Annotated in this window: 13 protein-coding genes; 7 read left to right on the forward strand and 6 right to left on the reverse strand. The window is 62.5% G+C overall.

What is annotated here, in order from left to right; genetic code table 11:
* Window positions 1-221 precede the first annotated feature (221 nt).
* The 4 genes from D9M09_RS26860 to D9M09_RS26875 are packed head-to-tail and all read left to right on the forward strand — an operon-like array spanning window position 222 to window position 6,265.
* A complete protein-coding gene (locus D9M09_RS26860; protein ID WP_121670781.1) occupies window positions 222-1,343 on the forward strand; it encodes an AAA family ATPase in 1,122 nt (373 codons plus the stop codon).
* A complete protein-coding gene (locus D9M09_RS26865; RefSeq protein WP_070288922.1) occupies window positions 1,343-1,759 on the forward strand; it encodes a hypothetical protein in 417 nt (138 codons plus the stop codon). Before D9M09_RS26860 ends, D9M09_RS26865 begins: the two co-directional genes overlap by 1 nt.
* Complete coding sequence (locus D9M09_RS26870; protein ID WP_121670782.1) at window positions 1,756-3,567, forward strand: hypothetical protein; 1,812 nt, start codon at window positions 1,756-1,758, stop codon at window positions 3,565-3,567. Before D9M09_RS26865 ends, D9M09_RS26870 begins: the two co-directional genes overlap by 4 nt.
* Entirely contained in the window at window positions 3,557-6,265 is a 2,709-nt protein-coding gene (locus D9M09_RS26875) for a bpX6 domain-containing protein (protein ID WP_162995801.1), read from the forward strand. The genes D9M09_RS26870 and D9M09_RS26875 overlap by 11 nt, the downstream gene beginning before the upstream one ends.
* 86 nt (window positions 6,266-6,351) lie before the next feature.
* Here the strand turns inward: D9M09_RS26875 and D9M09_RS26880 are convergent, their stop codons facing one another.
* The 3 genes from D9M09_RS26880 to msuE form a co-directional block, all read right to left on the reverse strand.
* Complete coding sequence (locus tag D9M09_RS26880; RefSeq protein WP_121670784.1) at window positions 6,352-7,377, reverse strand: methionine synthase; 1,026 nt, start codon at window positions 7,375-7,377, stop codon at window positions 6,352-6,354.
* A 24-nt stretch (window positions 7,378-7,401) separates the two neighbouring features.
* Window positions 7,402-8,382, reverse strand: a complete 981-nt coding sequence (locus D9M09_RS26885; protein WP_070288918.1) for a DUF1852 domain-containing protein — start codon at window positions 8,380-8,382, stop codon at window positions 7,402-7,404.
* 70 nt (window positions 8,383-8,452) lie between these two features.
* Window positions 8,453-9,034, reverse strand: a complete 582-nt coding sequence (msuE, locus tag D9M09_RS26890; protein ID WP_070312704.1) for an FMN reductase — start codon at window positions 9,032-9,034, stop codon at window positions 8,453-8,455.
* A gap of 127 nt (window positions 9,035-9,161) precedes the next feature.
* On the opposite strand from msuE, the gene D9M09_RS26895 reads away from it, so the two are divergent.
* On the forward strand, window positions 9,162-10,061 hold the full coding sequence (locus tag D9M09_RS26895; RefSeq protein ID WP_070288916.1) for a LysR family transcriptional regulator: 900 nt from the start codon (window positions 9,162-9,164) through the stop codon (window positions 10,059-10,061).
* Window positions 10,062-10,088: 27 nt separating this feature from the next.
* Here D9M09_RS26895 and D9M09_RS26900 read toward each other — a convergent pair whose 3' ends face one another.
* Together D9M09_RS26900 and glmS are read right to left on the reverse strand one after the other, a co-directional pair.
* On the reverse strand, window positions 10,089-11,207 hold the full coding sequence (locus D9M09_RS26900; protein ID WP_205602310.1) for a serine hydrolase domain-containing protein: 1,119 nt from the start codon (window positions 11,205-11,207) through the stop codon (window positions 10,089-10,091).
* A 179-nt stretch (window positions 11,208-11,386) separates the two neighbouring features.
* Window positions 11,387-13,216: a glutamine--fructose-6-phosphate transaminase (isomerizing) gene (gene glmS, locus D9M09_RS26905; RefSeq protein WP_070288915.1), complete on the reverse strand. Its 1,830-nt coding sequence runs from the start codon at window positions 13,214-13,216 to the stop codon at window positions 11,387-11,389.
* A gap of 161 nt (window positions 13,217-13,377) precedes the next feature.
* Between glmS and D9M09_RS26910 the strand changes: the two genes are divergently transcribed.
* On the forward strand, window positions 13,378-13,851 hold the full coding sequence (locus D9M09_RS26910) for an Lrp/AsnC family transcriptional regulator (RefSeq protein WP_070217697.1): 474 nt from the start codon (window positions 13,378-13,380) through the stop codon (window positions 13,849-13,851).
* A gap of 652 nt (window positions 13,852-14,503) precedes the next feature.
* Here the strand turns inward: D9M09_RS26910 and glmU are convergent.
* Entirely contained in the window at window positions 14,504-15,880 is a 1,377-nt protein-coding gene (glmU, locus tag D9M09_RS26915; protein ID WP_070288914.1) for a bifunctional UDP-N-acetylglucosamine diphosphorylase/glucosamine-1-phosphate N-acetyltransferase GlmU, read from the reverse strand.
* A 26-nt stretch (window positions 15,881-15,906) separates the two neighbouring features.
* Here glmU and D9M09_RS26920 point away from each other — a divergent pair, with 26 nt between their 5' ends.
* Complete coding sequence (locus D9M09_RS26920; RefSeq protein WP_205602311.1) at window positions 15,907-16,812, forward strand: DUF6279 family lipoprotein; 906 nt, start codon at window positions 15,907-15,909, stop codon at window positions 16,810-16,812.
* The last annotated feature ends 58 nt before the right edge of the window (window positions 16,813-16,870 follow it).

Raw genomic sequence — 16,870 nt, forward strand, 5'->3', positions numbered from 1 at the left:
CTGCGATCGCTGACGGATATTTTCGTGCGGCAAGAGCAAGCCCGTGCCAGCCAGCGGCCGCAGGGCGCCATTTCCATCCCGTATCATGCCCGTCCGGCGGCCCGCAAAAGCGGCGGCCAAGGACCGCAATGGTCTTGATGTTTACAAAAAAATTTCCACAAGACAATATATCAGCTTCTTGTTAAAATATTAAATTATTCTCTATATCAACGCGAGCACCCATGACATTGCCTGTGAATCAAGCCGCGCAGCATTTACGAGCCGCCATTCGCGAGGCCACCGCAGGCCTGGTCGATCGCGAACAACTGGCCGAACTGATGATCCTGGCGGCCGTGGCAAGGGAACATTTGCTGGTGATTGGTCCCCCCGGCACGGCGAAGAGCGCTGTGGTACGGCGCGTGGCGCAGAGCCTTGGCGGACAGTATTTCGAATATCTGCTGGGCCGTTTCACGGAGCCATCCGAGCTGTTCGGCCCCGTCAACCTGAGCAAACTGCGCGTGGGCCAGGTGGAAACCGATATCGCCGGCATGCTGCCTGAAGCGGAAATCGCCTTCCTCGACGAAGTTTTCCTTGGCTCGACCGCCATCCTCAATACCTTGCTGGGACTGCTGAACGAACGCCAGTTCCGGCGCGGCCATACGCGCATTGAGTGCCCGCTGCGGGTCTGTGTCGGCGCCGCCAACGCGCTACCCGAGGATGAGGGCCTGGCAGCGTTCGCCGACCGCTTCCTGCTACACGTGTTTGTCGAGCCGGTGCCCGACAACCGTCTGGAGGATCTGCTGGCAGGCGGTTGGGCTGCCGGCCAGCACCAGGTGACGGCCATGCTCGACCTGTCCAGCCTCGACGTGCTGAACCAGGCCGTGCCGCAGGTCGACATGGAGGGCGTGCGGCTGGCGCTGGCACAGGCGATCCGCCTGCTGCGCCAGGCCCAGGTACAACTGTCGGACCGCCGCATCGTCAAGGCCCAGCAGCTGATCGCGGCGGCGGCCGTGCTGGCCGGCCGCAAGGCGGCCACCCGCGCCGACCTGTGGCCGCTGCTGTACGTGATACCGACGGCGGCAGGCCAGCTCAGCGCGCGCGAAATCCTGCGCGAACTGCTGGCGGAAGCCAGCCATCCACTGCTGCACGCGGTGGTCGAGCAGGCCGCCCAGCAGCCGATGGCGCGGCTGGCGCGCCTGGCCGAAAGCGCCGACCTGCTATTGGCGAACAGCGGCGCTGGTGATACCCGCCCGCGCATCGAAGCGCTGCTGCGCGAAATCGACGCCAACTTTGATGCCGTGCAACTACCCGAGCAACTGGCGCAGCGCCGCCAGCAGTTGATCGCCGCGGCGAGCACAGTCTGATGCCGGTGATGGCATGGCAAACGCGCGTCACCGCGCTGGCGCCGGCCGGCATGGTGGCGCCAGCGACGCTGGCCCCCGTGCTGCTGGCGCGCCTGCGCACCTGCACTGCCAGCCAGTTGCTGGCCTTGTCGGTGGTGGCGACGCGTGACCTGATGGTGCTGCTGGGCGCGAACGATGCATTGCCATGGGTGGACGGCGCGCGCTACTGCGCCCCGCATCCGCAAGCCCCGAATCTGTGGACGCCCACGCATCTGGAGCCGGCGCTGCCGGCAGACCTGGTGCAAACCAATCTGATCGAACGGGCCGGCAGCAGCCCGGTACTGCTGTGGCCCGCGCCGGAGCTGCTGCTCCCGCTGGCTGCGGCCCAGACACTGACACCATCCTTGCTGGACTGGCTGGCCCAGGAGTTGGCATGACCTCGCTGCCAACCGCACTCGAGCCGTGGGCACCATGGCTCACGCTGTTTCCGCCCGACCTGGCGCCCGCCGTCGGCGCACTGCTGCTGCGCCTGCATCCGCTGGTCGGCAAACTCAGTACCGCCACCCTGGAGCGCGGTGCCGATCCGGCCGGTATCGGCAACATCGTGCGGCGCGGCCAGTACGAGCGCCTGCTGATGACGCAATGGGTGTATGCCGATGCCGAGGCGGATGAATTCCTGCGCCGCGCCGCCAGTGGCGAGCTGCTGTTCAACGGCCCCGAGCCGGCGGTACACCAGCGCTCGCTGCACAGCGTGGTGCTGTTCGACGCGGGGCCATCCCAGCTGGGCGAGCCGCGTCTCGCACATTTGGCGCTGTTCATCCTGCTGGCGCGCCGCGCGCAGCAGGCTGGCGCCCGGTTCAGCTGGGGCATCTGGCAGCTGCCCGGTATCCTGTCCGAAGACACGGAAAAAGAAGGCTTGCGCAAGCTGATCCAGTCGCGCACCCTGCACGCAGCGCCCGCCAACGCGCGCGAGCAGTGGCAAACCAGGCTTGGCGGCGACCTGGCCGACTGCTGGCTGATCGGCGTTGCCGGCGAGGCGCCCAGGCAGGCGCGTGAGCGGGTGGCGATTCGCCGCGCCCTCTGCGGCAACCATCTGAATGTCAGCCTGCGGCAGCGGCATGACTACCGCACGGTGCAACTGGAATTGCCCGACGCGCCGACAGGCGTGCGCCTGCTGCGAAAACCGTTTGCGCCGCGCGCGCCAGCGGGCGTGATCCATCACCACGGCCACCAGCCGTCACGCGCACAGGCGCCGCGCTTCGCCAGCGGCGGCAATCTCGTGTGCGCGCCGCAACTCAATGGCGGCGCCATCGTCTATCACGTGCCCCAGTCGGCGTCCGTCAAACCCGGCAAGCCGCGCATCATCTCCGCGCCGAAGCATGGCGCCATCCTGGCAGCCGGCGTGTTCAAGCCGGCGCTGTCCTGTATTACCTCGGCCGGCGGCACGCTGGGTTTTCACAACTTTCCCGGTCCCCTGTTTTCCAGCAAACCGATCATGTGCGACCGGCCGCCGCTGGAACAATTCCATGCGCCGCCCGGCATGGGACGATGGTTGCAGACGTTCTATCTGCTGGCCAACCACAACGTCAATTGCTACGAACATGTCGTTGTACTCGATACCAAAAGACGGCTGGTTTGCTGGCAGGCGGCTCCGGCGGCATCGCACAAGGTGGCGTCCACGGTTTCCTTCCGGGCTGTGCTCGACAATGTGATCGGCGCTGACCAGCTGGGCGACTCGCTGTATATCGGCTGCGCCGATGGCGACGGCGTGCAGCTGTATCACTGGCATCGCCAGAATGCGACCCCGTACAAGATGCAACGGATCGCGCAACAAGGCAGCAGGCTGCTGCATGGCGCCTTGAAAGGCGAGCACGCCGGGCACAGCGGCAACCTGCTGGCGCTCAAAACCGGCCCGAGCCGCTGGTGGGTCGGCAGCCACGCCATGGGCGAAGCGATGGACATCGACGACAACGCCGCCGTGCTGGGCGTGGCCATCAGCGAAAAACACCCCAAGCCCGGCCTGGTGGTGCTGCATCCGGGCCGCTACCGCATCGAATTGCGGGTCGGCCATCTGCGCTACACGCTGGCCACGTCACCCGAAGCGATACAGCAAGCCAGCATGGATCCTGCCAGCGCGCGCATCGCCTGGATCACGGCCAAGAGCAGCACCCTCGTCGTGCGCCATATCGATGACGAGCAGCCGCTGTTGCAAATTTCCTGCGATCGAGACATTGATGAGTCATAAGATACGCCGCCCCCTGCATGACGGCATGCAGCTGGTGCATGCGCTGTGGTTCGACCTGGCCCTGCTGGGCGAGGCCGAGGTGCGCCGCCGCGTGCTGCGGCACTGGGCGCCGGGCGCGCGACTGCACCGGGTGCACGATGGTTTCCTGCTGTTGCTGGCGACGCCGCGCTACGGCCAGTGCGCCGCGCTGGACGGCTTGCCGCTGTGCGAACAGGCGGGCATCCTCAGCAGCGCGCCACTGGCGGCGGACGAACGGGCGGTCACGCCTCCGTCCGGCATCTGGCTGGTGCGCGCGGCGCAGGCGCAGCTGATCAGCCTTGCGGCGGCGCCGCGTATCGACCCGGCCGCCTGGCTCGATCTGCGCGCAATTCCCCTGCATGCGCCATTGCGCCCGCCGCTAGCCGCTGCGGCTGCGGCCACTGCGGCCTTGCTGGAAACGCTGCCCGTGCGCGACATCTTCGCGGGCGCGCTGGCACCGCCCAGCGACAAACGCGAAGCGTTTCTACGCCAGATGGACGAGGCGCAGCACGGCGCCAAGGCCATGCGGCGCGGCGCCGGCATCGCGCTGGCGGTGACGGGCGTGGCGGCCGTCCTGCTGGGCGCCATACCGCTGGGCTTGATCAAGCTGTTCGGCGGCGGCAAGCAGGCCGCATCCGCGCAGGCGGACAGCGGCCGGCAACAGCGACCGCCATCGGCGCTGCAGCAGCGCCTGGCCGCGCTGGCGACCCGGCTGGCGATCATGACGCGCGCCTCCACGGTGATCGGCTGGCGCCAGGCCGCTTATCTGCGCAAGATGATGCAGCTGCTGGAACAGGGCGACGTGAAAGAAGCCCTGCGCCATGCGATCCCGCTCGACACCCTGTCGCCAGCGCGCCGTCCCGCCTTCGGCACGCCGCGCCCGCGCACCAGCCTGGAAATTTCCGGCCCCGGCCAGGCGAGCAGCTCGATCAGCCTCGGCGGCGAGCTGGAGCAATACTTGCGCGCGACCTACCGCGCCACCTTCGAGCGGCTCGATCGTGAAGGCAAGATCGACGAAGCCACCTACGTGCTGGCGGAACTGCTCAAGTGCGGTAGCGAGGCAGTCGACTATCTGGAGAAAAAGGGCCGCATCAAGCAAGCCGCGCAGCTGGCGGAAACCATGGAGCTGGCGCCGGAAGTCGCCGTGCGCCTGTGGTGCATGGCAGGCGACGTCGAACGGGCGGTGAAGCTGGCCCGGCTCGGCCAGGCGTTTGCCGCGGCGGTCCAGTTGCTGGAACGGCGCAAGAGTCCGCAGGCACCGGAGATGCGCTTGCTATGGGCCGAGGATCTGGCCATGCGCGGCCAGCTGAGCGAAGCGGCGGAAGCCATCTGGCCATTGCCGGAGCAGCAGGACAAGGCGCTGGCATGGCTGCTGGAAGGCGAGCGCACGGGGGGCGTGCTGGGCATGCGTGCCCTCCTCAAAAAGCTGGCCTTGCTGCCAGCCAGCCTGGCCGACAGCGAAGCGGCCGTGCTGCAGCTGCTCGACGACGACAGCGACGAAGGCGCGCAGCAGCGCATGCGCCTGGGCACGGAATTGCTGGCGCTGTCGCTGCATTCGCCCGCCACCCGACGCGTGGCGGCGGAACTCATGCGCCCCTTGCTGGCCGACCGCATGGGCGAACGTATCGCATTCGACAAGAAGGCAATGGCCAAGCTGCTGTCACTGTCCGACGGCGCCGTCCTGCGGGCCGATCTGTCGGCATTGACCCTGCCTGCCATGGTGCCGCCCCAGGAGCTGCGCAAGCGCCGCAAGCCGCTGCGGGTGCATCTGGCCGAACGCGGCCTGTTGACAATCCATGATGCCCGGCGCCTGCCGGACGGCCATTACCTGCTGGCGCTGGGCGAGGGCGGCGTGGTGCGCATCGACCGGCATGGCCGGCAACTGGCGCAGTTCCCAGTGCCGGCGACGCAGCTGGTGATGGCGGCCGGCGGCCAGCGTGCGCTGGCGCTGGTGCAGCGCGACAGCATGTGGCGCGTCAGCCGCATCGACTTGATCGCGCGCAAAGTGTCGGACTGGATCATCCAGCCACTGCGCTTCTGGGCCGACAACTATGACGGCCTGATCTGGAACGCGGTGATCGACAACCGCCTCGTCGCCATCGACAGCAGCAAGGATCAGTTGTCGGTGAGCTGGCAAGTGGCCGACTTGCCAGGGCGGGTGGTCGCCTTCCAGGAAGAGCCTGGCGTACAGACCTTGCTGCTGGCGACGGCAGAAGGCATCCAGCAATGGCGCTATCAATTGCCCGCGCGCCGCCTGCTGCAGCGCGACAGCTTCCCGCATCCACGCGATCCAGTGCTGGCGCTGCTGCCGCATAGCGCGCGCGATGCGCCCACCCTGGTCTGCATCATGGGGGATGACGGGCCTCGCTACCTGCAAGTGCATCACGGCGGCGCCACTGCGCCCTTGACGCTGCCGTTGCAGGCGATTGCCTCGGTTCCCGAGGTGACCCAGGCGGCAGGCTTGCTGATGGTGCGCAGCCACCTCGACGACGACAGCCCCATGGAATGCCTGGTGGCCGATGGCGGAACGGGAACCGTCCTGGCCCAATTGCGGCTGGACGAATGCGATGCGGCACGCGTGCATGTCAATGACGGCCACATCCTGCTGTGCGACGACGCGGGCCGGCTGATCGATATCGACTGCGAAAACAGCCAGGTCCACACCTTGACGCTGGCGTAGACGCGTGCCGGGTCAATCGGATGCCCGAACATATTGGGGAGGCGCGTCGCCCCGGGCGACGCACCGGAACCGTACTTCACCTCCTGCTAGGCGAGTTCTCCGCGGATGATTGCCGCACCGGCGCTGAGCGCATTGAGTTTGCCTCTTGCCACGCCACGCGCCAAGGGCGCCATGCCGCAGTTGGTGCTCGGGTAGAGCTTGTCGGCATCGACAAAGCGCAGCGCCTTGCGCAGGGTGTTGGCCACTTCCTCCGGCGTTTCAATGGTATTGCTGGCCACGTCGATGGCGCCGACCATCACTTTTTTGCCGCGTATGAGTTCAATCAGGTCGATCGGCACGCGCGAGTTATGGCATTCCAGCGAGATGATGTCGATACTCGACTGCTGCAGCTTGGGGAACGATTCCTCATATTGACGCCACTCGGACCCCAGCGTATTTTTCCAGTCCGTATTGGCCTTGATGCCGTAGCCATAGCAAATATGCACGGCCGTTTCGCATTTGAGGCCTTCGATCGCCCGCTCCAGGGTGGCGATGCCCCAATCGTTCACTTCATCGAAGAACACATTGAAAGCGGGTTCGTCAAACTGGATGATGTCGACGCCGGCCGCCTCCAGTTCCCGCGCTTCCTGATTGAGGATCTTGGCGAATTCCCAGGCCAGTTTTTCGCGGCTTTTATAGTGGCTGTCATACAGCGTATCGATCATCGTCATCGGACCTGGCAGCGCCCATTTGATCGGCTGCGTGGTCTGCTGACGTAAAAACCTGGCGTCGTCCACAAACACCGGCTTGGTGCGGCTCACGGCGCCCACGACGGTCGGCACGCTCGCATCGTAGCGGTCACGGATTCGGACGGTCTCGCGTTTGTCAAAATCGACGCCGCTCAGATGCTCGATAAACGTGGTGACAAAATGCTGGCGGGTTTGCTCGCCATCGCTGACGATATCGATGCCTGCCTGCTGCTGTTCCTGCAGCGACAAGCGCAAGGCATCCTGTTTGCCCTCAATCAATTCCTCGTCCTGTAATTTCCACGGAGACCAGAGTTTTTCAGGCTGCGCCAGCCAGGAAGGTTTGGGCAAGCTGCCGGCGGTTGATGTAGGCAATAATTTTTTCATGATCAGCGATTTCGTGTATTTGGATTAATCAGCGAGCGTGGCGGCAGCCCATTGTTCAAGAACATGCTTGTACGGCTTGATGAAGTGCTCTTCCGTATATTTGCCCTGCTTGACAGCCAGCTGGCTGCGCTCTTCCCGGTCATAGACAATTTGCGTCAACGAATAATCCTGATTCTTCAGGCTGGGCTGATAGCATTTCCCCGCCGCGGCATTGGCGTTGTAAATTTCGGGCCGGTAAATCTTTTGAAAGGTTTCCATCGTGCTGATGGTGGCGATCAGTTCAAGATTGCTGTAGTCGGCCAGCAGGTCGCCGATAAAATAGAAAGCCAGTGGCGCGGCGCTGTTTGGCGGCATGAAATAGCGCACCTGCATGCCCATTTTTTCGAAATAGGCATCCGTCGAGGAGAACTCGTTTTGCTGATACTCGACGCCCAGGATGGGGTGCTGGTTTTCCGTGCGCTGATAGGTCTTGCTGCTCGAAGCGCTGAGGCAAATGACCGGCGGCTTGCTGAAACGCTCTTGATAAGCATCGGATCTGACAAAGTGCTTGAACAGCTTGCCATGAAAATCGCCGAAATCATCGGGTGCACTGAATGCGGATTGATTATTGTTGTGCTCTGGCAGCACCACGCTGAAGTCGTAATCGCGCACGTAAGAGGAGAAGTTATTCCCCGCAATGCCGTCGATGCGTTGTCCGGTTTTTTTATCCAGGATATTCGGCTTCAATATCTCGATCAACGGGATATTGCCGCCTTTGACATCGATATTCAGCTCGACGGAAATGATTTCGAGCTCGACCGAGTAGCGGTCAGCGTTCGGGTTGTCCCAGTGCGCCAGGCTGTTGAAGCGGCTGTCGATCATTTTCAGGGTGTTGCGCAAGTTCTCCTGGCGGCTCTTTCCCCTGGCCAGATTGGCAAAGTTGGTCGTCAGGCGCGTAGTGTCCGATGGGTGATAGTTTTCATCGAAAACAATGCTTTTAATGCTGAATACAAAGTCGTTGCTCATGGTGATCTGCTGTCCTGAATTCTGCGAAAAGATGAATGTGTTGCTTGCTTGGTACCCGCGGTGATGCGTCTCAGGCTGCGGCCAGCTCTTGCGTCGTGGCAGGTCTCGCATGGCGCGTCAATGCGATCACGGGCAAGGCCCGTTGCACCGCCAGTGCGGCCCGCTGGAGCAGCGCCTCGTCCTGCAGACGGTAGTCGAGGAAATCCTTGTCGGTCGCATAGATGCCCAGCGGCAAGGTGCGTGCCTGGAAAAAACTGAACAGCGGCCGCAACTGGTGGTCGATCATCAGGGCATGGCGCTCGCTGCCGCCGGTGGCCGCCAGCAAAACGGGCTTGTCGATCAAGGCATCCTGGTGAATGAAGTCGAAGAAGTGCTTGAACAGTCCCGTGTAGGCGCCGCGATAGACCGGGGTTGCCACCACCACGATGTCCGCTTGCTCGACCGCCGCAAGTTCCCGCTCCACCGTCTCGGGCAGCTGCGAGCGCCAGACGGCGCCGGCCAGCTGCGGTGCCAGCTGGCCCAGTTCGACCAGGTGTTGTTCGCACAGCACTTCGTCGGCGATCAGGTCCATCAGGTGCTCGGCCAGGGCTGCCGCCTTGGAAGGGCGTTGCAGCCCGCCGGAAACGGCGACTATACGCAATGGACGTGTCATGGTTGCTTTCATAGGGATGGATGCGCGAAGGCGAAGAACGCCGGCAACAGGGAAGTGGATGATAGCGGGGGAAATCGATGAAGTATAATGGTCATATTTCATACATCCATGAATATGGCTCATTCCAATGCTTGAACGCATCCACCTCAGCATCGTCCAGCAGGTCGAAAAACAAGGCTCGTTGACGGCCGCCGCAGGCGTGCTGCACCTGACCCAGTCGGCCTTGAGCCACAGCATGAAGAAGCTGGAACAGCAGCTAGGCACCGACGTCTGGCTGCGCGAAGGGAGAAATTTGCGCCTGACGCAGGCCGGCCAGTATCTGCTGGCGGTGGCGAACCGGGTGCTGCCGCAACTGGACCTGGCCGAAGAACGCCTGGGCCAGTTCGCGCAGGGCGAGCGCGGTGCGTTGCGCATCGGCATGGAATGCCACCCCTGCTACCAATGGCTGCTCAAAGTGGTGTCGCCGTATCTGACCGCCTGGCCCGACGTGGATGTGGACGTCAAGCAGAAGTTCCAGTTCGGCGGCATCGGCGCGCTGTTCGGCTACGAGATCGACCTGCTGGTCACGCCCGACCCGCTGTACAAGCCGGGGCTGGCCTTCGAACCCGTGTTCGACTACGAGCAGGTGCTCGTCGTGGCCAAGGGCCATGCACTCGCTTCAGCGGCATATGTGCAGCCCCGGCAACTGACGCAGGAAGTGCTCATCAGCTACCCCGTCGACATCGAGCGCCTGGATATTTACAATCAATTCCTCTTGCCGGCCGGTGTCACGCCCAAGCGCCACAAAGCCATCGAAACGACCGACATCATGCTGCAGATGGTGGCCAGCGGCCGCGGCGTAGCCGCCCTGCCGCGCTGGCTGGTCGAGGAATACGCGGCCAAGATGGACGTGGTGCCGGTGCGCCTGGGCGCGCGCGGCATCGCCAAGCAGATCTTCCTGGGCGCACGCGAGACGGACACCGCCATCGACTACGTGCGCGCCTTCATCGCACTGGCGCGCCAGCCTGTCGTTGCGCCGGGAAGCTAAGCACGCGCGCGTGTTCACTGGGGCCGGCTACCGCGCGCCTTCCATGGCTTCCACGGTGTCGAACATATGCGCCAGCGCGCTTTCCATGGCGCCGGCCGTAGCGTCGCCGCTCTGATTGGTGATGATGAAGACGCCAAGCTGATATTTGGGAACGACGTAGGCGTAGCTTTGCGCACGGGGCACGCCGCCATGGTGGACATAATGCGTGCCCAGCTGGCGATTGCTGCCGATGTTCCAGAAATAGCCGATGCTGAAGTCGTCCTGAAAGCGCGCCAAAGGCTTGTGCGATTCAACGACGGCAGGATGGGCGCTCAATTGCAGGCGCAGGTATTTCGCCATGTCCGGCATCGTCGACTTCAGGTTGCCTGCCGCCCCCCAGGGCAGTTGCGGCATCGGCGTGGTGACGACGGGATTGTCGCTGTGGTAGCCCGGCGCCAGCCGGCCGGCATCCGCGGCGGTGATGCTCAGCCTGGTATCCTGCATGCCCGCTTCGCGCGCGAGCCATTGCGTGAGCAGGACGTCATAGGGCATGCCATAGATTGTTTCGAGCGTGTGCGCCACGAGTTCGGTACCGGCGCTGGAATAGGCGTAGTCCTTGCCGAGCGGCCCCTTGATGCTGACGGTGTGCAAGTCCTGCCAGAATTGCCGTTGTCCGTAGTTGGCATAGGCGGCATTGAGCTTTGCCGGCGTGGCATGTGCCGTGAAATCCTTCAGGACCGTGTTCACCTGCAAGGGCAGCATGCCCGGCATATTGCTCGTGTGCGTGACCAAATGGCGCAAGCGTATGGGCTGCCCCTGCGACTGCAGGTTCGGGTAGGCGGCCGGCAGGTACGTTTGTATGGGATCGTCGAGCGCCGCCTTTCCGTCGAGCACGGCATTCGCCAGCAGCAGGCCGGCAAAAGTCTTGCTGACCGAGCCGATTTCATACAGCGTCGTATCGTTCGGCGGATTGGCTTTGCCGGTCTCCAGCTCGCCTTGATGCAGCATGAATTGCTTGCCGCGATACACGACAGCAATCGAGGTCGCGTGCAGCAATGTCGACTGCAGCAGGGTGGTCGCGGTCTGGCGCATGGCCGCAGGAATATCGTGCGCAGGTGCCGTGGCTGCGGGCTTGCAAGCTGCCAGCACGAGTGTCATTCCAGTCATGATTGCGGCGAGTTTGGTCATCATGCGCACCATCGAAGGGGGACGGGCATTCTCGCACAATGGCTTCGGCGGCGGCAGAAAAAAGTCACGCGCATGGTTTTTCCAGACTAAAAGAAAACGCCACCCGGAGGTGGCGTTTTCTTTCTATTCCCGGCGGCCCGGGGCGGCCCCCGCCAGGCTTACTCCACCGTCACCGACTTGGCCAGATTCCTTGGCTTGTCCACATCCGTGCCGCGCGCCAGCGCCGTGTGGTAGGCCAGCAATTGCAGCGCGACCACGTGCAGGATAGGCGACAGGTCGCCGTAGTGCTCGGGCAGGCGGATCACGTGCAGACCTTCGCCGGAGCTGATGCGCGAGTCGACGTCGGCAAAGACGTACAACTGGCCGCCGCGGGCACGTACTTCCTGCATGTTCGATTTGAGCTTTTCGATCAGGGCGTCGTTGGGCGCGATGGTAACGACGGGCATTTCATTCGTCACCAGGGCCAGCGGGCCGTGCTTCAGTTCACCTGCCGGATACGCTTCGGCGTGGATGTACGAGATTTCCTTCAGTTTCAAGGCGCCTTCCAGGGCGATCGGGTAGTGCATGCCGCGGCCCAGGAAGAGGGCGTTTTCCTTGCGCGCGAATTCTTCGGACCAGGCGATGATCTGCGGCTCGAGCGCCAGCACGGACGCGATGGCGACGGGCAGGTGGCGCATGGCTTTCAGGTGCGCCGCTTCCTGCTCTTCGGAGAGGTGGCCATTGACTTGCGCCAGGCACAGCGTCAGCAGGAACAGGCCGGCCAGCTGCGTCGTAAACGCCTTGGTCGACGCCACGCCCACTTCCACGCCGGCGCGCGTGATGTAGGCCAGCGCGCATTCGCGCACCATGGCGCTGGTGGCCACGTTGCAGATGGTCAGGGTGTGCTGCATGCCCAGGCTGCGCGCATGTTTCAGGGCGGCCAGGGTGTCGGCCGTTTCGCCGCTTTGCGAAATGGTCACGACCAGGGTGTTCGGATGCGGCACGCTGTCGCGGTAGCGGTATTCGCTGGCCACTTCCACGCTGACGGGCACCTTGGCGATCGACTCGATCCAGTACTTGGCCGTCATGCCCGCATACGAGCTGGTGCCGCAGGCGAGGATCAGCACGCGGTCGATCTGCTTGAAGATTTTATACGCGTCGTCGCCGAACAGTTCCGGCATGATGCCCGTCACGCCTTCGAGCGTGTCGCCGATGGCGCGCGGCTGCTCGAAGATTTCCTTCTGCATGTAGTGGCGGTACGGGCCCAGCTCGGCCGCGCCCGTGTGGGCGTGCACGGTTTTCACTTCGCGCTCGACGGGCTTGCCGTCGACGTCGACGATCCAGCAGCGCGACAATTGCAGGTCGACCACGTCGCCTTCTTCCAGGTAGATGATCTGGTCCGTCGTGCCGGCCAGCGCCATGGCGTCCGACGCGACGAAGTTTTCACCGTTGCCCAGGCCGACGATCAGGGGCGAGCCCTGGCGCGCGGCGACCACGCGGTGCGGCTCGTCGCGGCAGAAGACAGCGATCGCATACGCGCCGTCGAGGCGTTTCACGGCCTGCTGCACGGTCTCGAACAGGTCGCCGTTATACATGTGCTCGACCAGGTGGGCGATCACTTCCGTGTCCGTCTGGCTCTGGAAGACGTAACCGAGGGCCGTCAGTTCGGCGCGCAGTTCGTCATGGTTTTCGATGATGCCGTTATGCACCAGTGCCACGCGGGCGTTCTCTTCCGTCGGGGAAAAGTGCGGGTGGGCATTGAACGAGACCGGGGCGCCATGCGTGGCCCAGCGCGTGTGGGCGATGCCCGTAAAACCGCTCAAGCCTTCTTCGGCGATCTGCTTTTCCAGCTCGGCCACACGCGCGGTGGAACGCGAACGCTGCAGCCGGCCATCCGCATGCAGGGCGATGCCGCAGGAATCGTAGCCGCGGTATTCCAGGCGCTTCAAGCCTTCGACCAGGATGGGAGTGATATTACGTTGCGCTACCGCGCCGACGATGCCGCACATGGAAACCTCTGTCTAAAATTTAATCAATGCACGCATGCTAATGCAGAGTGCGTGAAATATGCTTTCTAAATCCTTATATTTTTGACCGAATATTTCATGACTATTTCATGGTGAAATATTATTTCATTTATACTCGATATATTTTCCAATTCATCAAAATTATGAGCGAGCACAATATTACCCTCGATGAAATCGATCGTCGCATCCTGAATGCCCTGCAAATTGATGCGTCGCAAACCAACAGCGAGCTGGCGCAAGCCGTACACGTCTCGGCGCCCACATGTTTGCGGCGGGTCAAGCATTTGCGGGAAAGCGGCGTCATCGAGCGGCAAGTGGCCATCGTCGCGCCGCAGCTGGTGGGCGCGCGCCTGACGGCCATCGTGGAAATCACGCTCGACGTGCAGGCAGCGGAACGCATGGCCGAATTCGAGCAACTCGTGGCGGACGAGCCCGCCGTGCTGCAATGCTACCGCGTCTCGCCCGGGCCCGACTTCGTGCTGATGGTGCAGGTGGCCGACATGCCCGCCTACCACGCGCTGGCGCACCGCCTGTTTGCCGCGCACGCGAATGTGCGCAACGTAAAAAGCTATTTTTCCACGTTTCGCAGCAAGTTCGAGACCCGCATCGCGGTATAAATCCGGCTGGAAGAGAAGTTATCCCCGCTTATCCCAGCCTTTCTGCCCGCTTATGCACAAGTTTATCCACAGTATGAACATCACGGATTTCCACGGCTGCCGCCATCCAGCCGCGCATGAGGCCTTTCAATAAATAGACATCAGTTCCCGGACAAAACTTATCCCGGCTTATCCAGCGTTTGCCCACGCTTTAATCACAGGCTTTTGCACAGCTTTACCCACAGTCTGGCTTTACAAATTTGTCTTAAATATCCTTGCAATACAATGACTTATAAGTTATTCATGACTTATTATTCAATTACGCACAAGCTTATCCACAATCCAGAAAAGCAAAAATCTGAGGCTACTTTCATAGCCTGCGAGATTAGCTTTCCTCCTCAGGCGCCAAACTTCGCCAGATAACTTATCCCGTCTTTTCCACAGGTTTTTCACCATTTATACGCAGCTTATACCGGGCTTATCCATCGCTTGTCCGCCTGCTTGTTCACATGTTTATCCACACACCAAAATACAGCAGAAATACTTGATGGAAATAAGGCCCCGACTTATCCCAGGTTACCAGCCAGCTTTCCACAGGATTATCCACAGGCGAAAAAAAACGCCGCCAACCCGGACAGGCTGGCGGCGTCATGCCGGGTGAGGGCGATGTCGCTTACTTGGGGATTTTCACGGGACGCGTCCAGCCGTCGATGGTCACCTGCCGCGCGCGCGACACCGTCAGCTTGCCGGCCGGGGCATCCTTCGACAAGGTCGTGCCGGCGCCCAGGGTGGCGCCCTTGCCGACGGTGACGGGCGCGATCAGCTGGCTGTCGCTGCCAATGAAGGCGTCGTCTTCAATCACCGTGCGGAACTTGTTCACGCCATCGTAGTTGCAGGTGATCGTGCCGGCGCCGATGTTGACCTTCGAGCCGATGGTGGCGTCGCCGATGTAGGCCAAATGGTTGGCCTTGCTGTGCGCGGCGACCTGGCTGTTTTTCACTTCGACGAAGTTGCCGATGTGCACGTCTTCCGCCAGAACCGTGCCCGGGCGCAGGCGCGCGTAAGGGCCGATGATGGAAGCGGCGCCGACGACGGCGTCCTCGAGATGACAGAAGGGCTTGATGTGCGCGCCAGCGGCCACGGTGGCATTGATGATGACGTTGTTGGCGCCCACGCGCACGCCGTCGCCCAGTTCCACGCGGCCTTCGAACACGCAGCCGACGTCGATGGTGACATCGCGGCCGCAAATGAGTTCGCCGCGCACATCGATGCGGGCCGGGTCCAGCAAGGTCACGCCGCGCTCGAGCAAGGCTTGCGCGATATTGTTCTGGTGGATGCGTTCCAGTTGGGCCAGTTGCACCTTGCTGTTGACGCCCGCCACTTCCCACACGGCCGCCGGGTGGGCCGAGGTGACGGCCACGCCGTCGGCGACGGCCTGGGCAACGATATCGGTCAGATAGTATTCCCCTTGCGCATTGTCGTTCGACAAGGCCGACAGCCACTGCTTCAGCTGCACGGTGGGCGCGACCATGATGCCGCTGTTGATCTCACGGATGGCGCGCTCGTCTGGCGTGGCATCTTTTTCCTCGACGATGCGCACGATGGCGCCGTGCTCGCGCACGATGCGGCCCAGGCCGAAGGGATCGTCCTGTTCCACGGTCAAAATGGCCAGCTTGTCCTTGCCGGCCGCCTGCACCAGTTGCTGCAGGGAAGCGGCGCTGGTCAGCGGCACGTCGCCGTACAGGATCAGGGTGGGCACGCTGTCATCCAGCAACGCCACCGCTTGCTGCACGGCATGACCGGTGCCCAGCTGCTGCGTTTGTTCCGCCGCGTCGATCGCCAGGTCCTGCTTGGTCTTGTAGCCGTCCAGCAACTTCAGCACCGCTGCGCCCCCATGGCCGTAAATCACGCATAATCGGGACGGCGCCAGGACGCGCGCCGTGTCGATGACGTGCGACAACAGCGGCTTGCCCGCCAACGGGTGCAATACCTTGGGCAGTGCCGACTGCATGCGTTTGCCCATACCGGCAGCGAGAATGACAACGTTCATAGACCGTAATTTTATAAGTTAAGAATATGAAAAAGTTTAACACGCAGGCCCCGTCTTCCACGTCCTTCCAGCGGTTTACTTATGCCGTGCTGGCCATCATGCTCGTCGTCATGGCCGGCTGCAGCGGCTTGCGCCTGGCCTACAACAACGGCGATACCGTGCTGTACTGGTGGCTGAATGCATATGTCGACCTCGACCGCGACCAAAAGGGCTGGGTGCGCGAAGACATCGACAAGCTGTTCGACTGGCACCGCAAGACGCAATTGAAGGATTACGTGGAAATCTTGCGCACGGGCCAGAAACAGCTGCAAGGCAATATCACGCAGGCAGACCTGATGGCCGACTACGGCGAGATCAAGCAGCGCACCCAGGCGCTGCTGCTGAAGGCGGCGCCCGACCTGGCCGACCTGGCGCGCTCGCTCAAGCCCGAGCAGATCGCGCAGATGGAAAAGAAGTTCAAGTCGAACAATGACGATTACCGCAAGAAATACCTGAGCGGCGACCAGGACAAGCGCCAAAAACTGCGTTACAAGAAAGCCATGGAGCAATTCGAACTGTGGTTCGGCAGCTTCAGCAGCGAGCAGGAAGCCATCATCCGCAAGGCGTCCGACGCGCGTCCGCTGAACAATGAGATCTGGCTCGACGAACGCATGCGGCGCCAGCAGAATGTGTTGACCCTGGTCAAAAAAGTCCAACAGGAAAAACTCGGCAAGGAAGCGACCGCGGCCTTGATCACGACCCTGATCAAGGACAGTTTCGAGCGCCTGGAACACTCGGAACGCAAGGCCTTTTTTGACGCCTACGAAAGCAGCACGGCACAGATGATCTTGACGGTGATCAAGATCGCCACACCGGCGCAAAAAGCCCATGCCGTCAAGCGCATGCAGGGCTGGATCGACGATTTCAATTCCCTGGCCACGCAAGCCAAATAGGCAGCCAGCGCCAGCAGGGGGGATGGGGCCATATGCTATAGTGGCCGCCATCGAATTG

The organism is Janthinobacterium agaricidamnosum (genome assembly GCF_003667705.1).
Lineage (GTDB): Bacteria > Pseudomonadota > Gammaproteobacteria > Burkholderiales > Burkholderiaceae_D > Janthinobacterium.

Coding starts and splice junctions, on each gene's coding strand:
- D9M09_RS26910 (WP_070217697.1), top strand. CDS start 13,378: ATGAGCGAGCACAATATTACCCTCGATGAAATCGATCGTCGCATCCTG.
- glmU (WP_070288914.1), bottom strand. CDS start 15,880: ATGAACGTTGTCATTCTCGCTGCCGGTATGGGCAAACGCATGCAGTCG.
- D9M09_RS26860 (WP_121670781.1), top strand. CDS start 222: ATGACATTGCCTGTGAATCAAGCCGCGCAGCATTTACGAGCCGCCATT.
- D9M09_RS26880 (WP_121670784.1), bottom strand. CDS start 7,377: ATGAAAAAATTATTGCCTACATCAACCGCCGGCAGCTTGCCCAAACCT.
- D9M09_RS26895 (WP_070288916.1), top strand. CDS start 9,162: ATGCTTGAACGCATCCACCTCAGCATCGTCCAGCAGGTCGAAAAACAA.
- D9M09_RS26870 (WP_121670782.1), top strand. CDS start 1,756: ATGACCTCGCTGCCAACCGCACTCGAGCCGTGGGCACCATGGCTCACG.
- D9M09_RS26875 (WP_162995801.1), top strand. CDS start 3,557: ATGAGTCATAAGATACGCCGCCCCCTGCATGACGGCATGCAGCTGGTG.
- D9M09_RS26900 (WP_205602310.1), bottom strand. CDS start 11,207: ATGACTGGAATGACACTCGTGCTGGCAGCTTGCAAGCCCGCAGCCACG.
- glmS (WP_070288915.1), bottom strand. CDS start 13,216: ATGTGCGGCATCGTCGGCGCGGTAGCGCAACGTAATATCACTCCCATC.
- D9M09_RS26885 (WP_070288918.1), bottom strand. CDS start 8,382: ATGAGCAACGACTTTGTATTCAGCATTAAAAGCATTGTTTTCGATGAA.
- D9M09_RS26920 (WP_205602311.1), top strand. CDS start 15,907: ATGAAAAAGTTTAACACGCAGGCCCCGTCTTCCACGTCCTTCCAGCGG.
- D9M09_RS26865 (WP_070288922.1), top strand. CDS start 1,343: ATGCCGGTGATGGCATGGCAAACGCGCGTCACCGCGCTGGCGCCGGCC.
- msuE (WP_070312704.1), bottom strand. CDS start 9,034: ATGACACGTCCATTGCGTATAGTCGCCGTTTCCGGCGGGCTGCAACGC.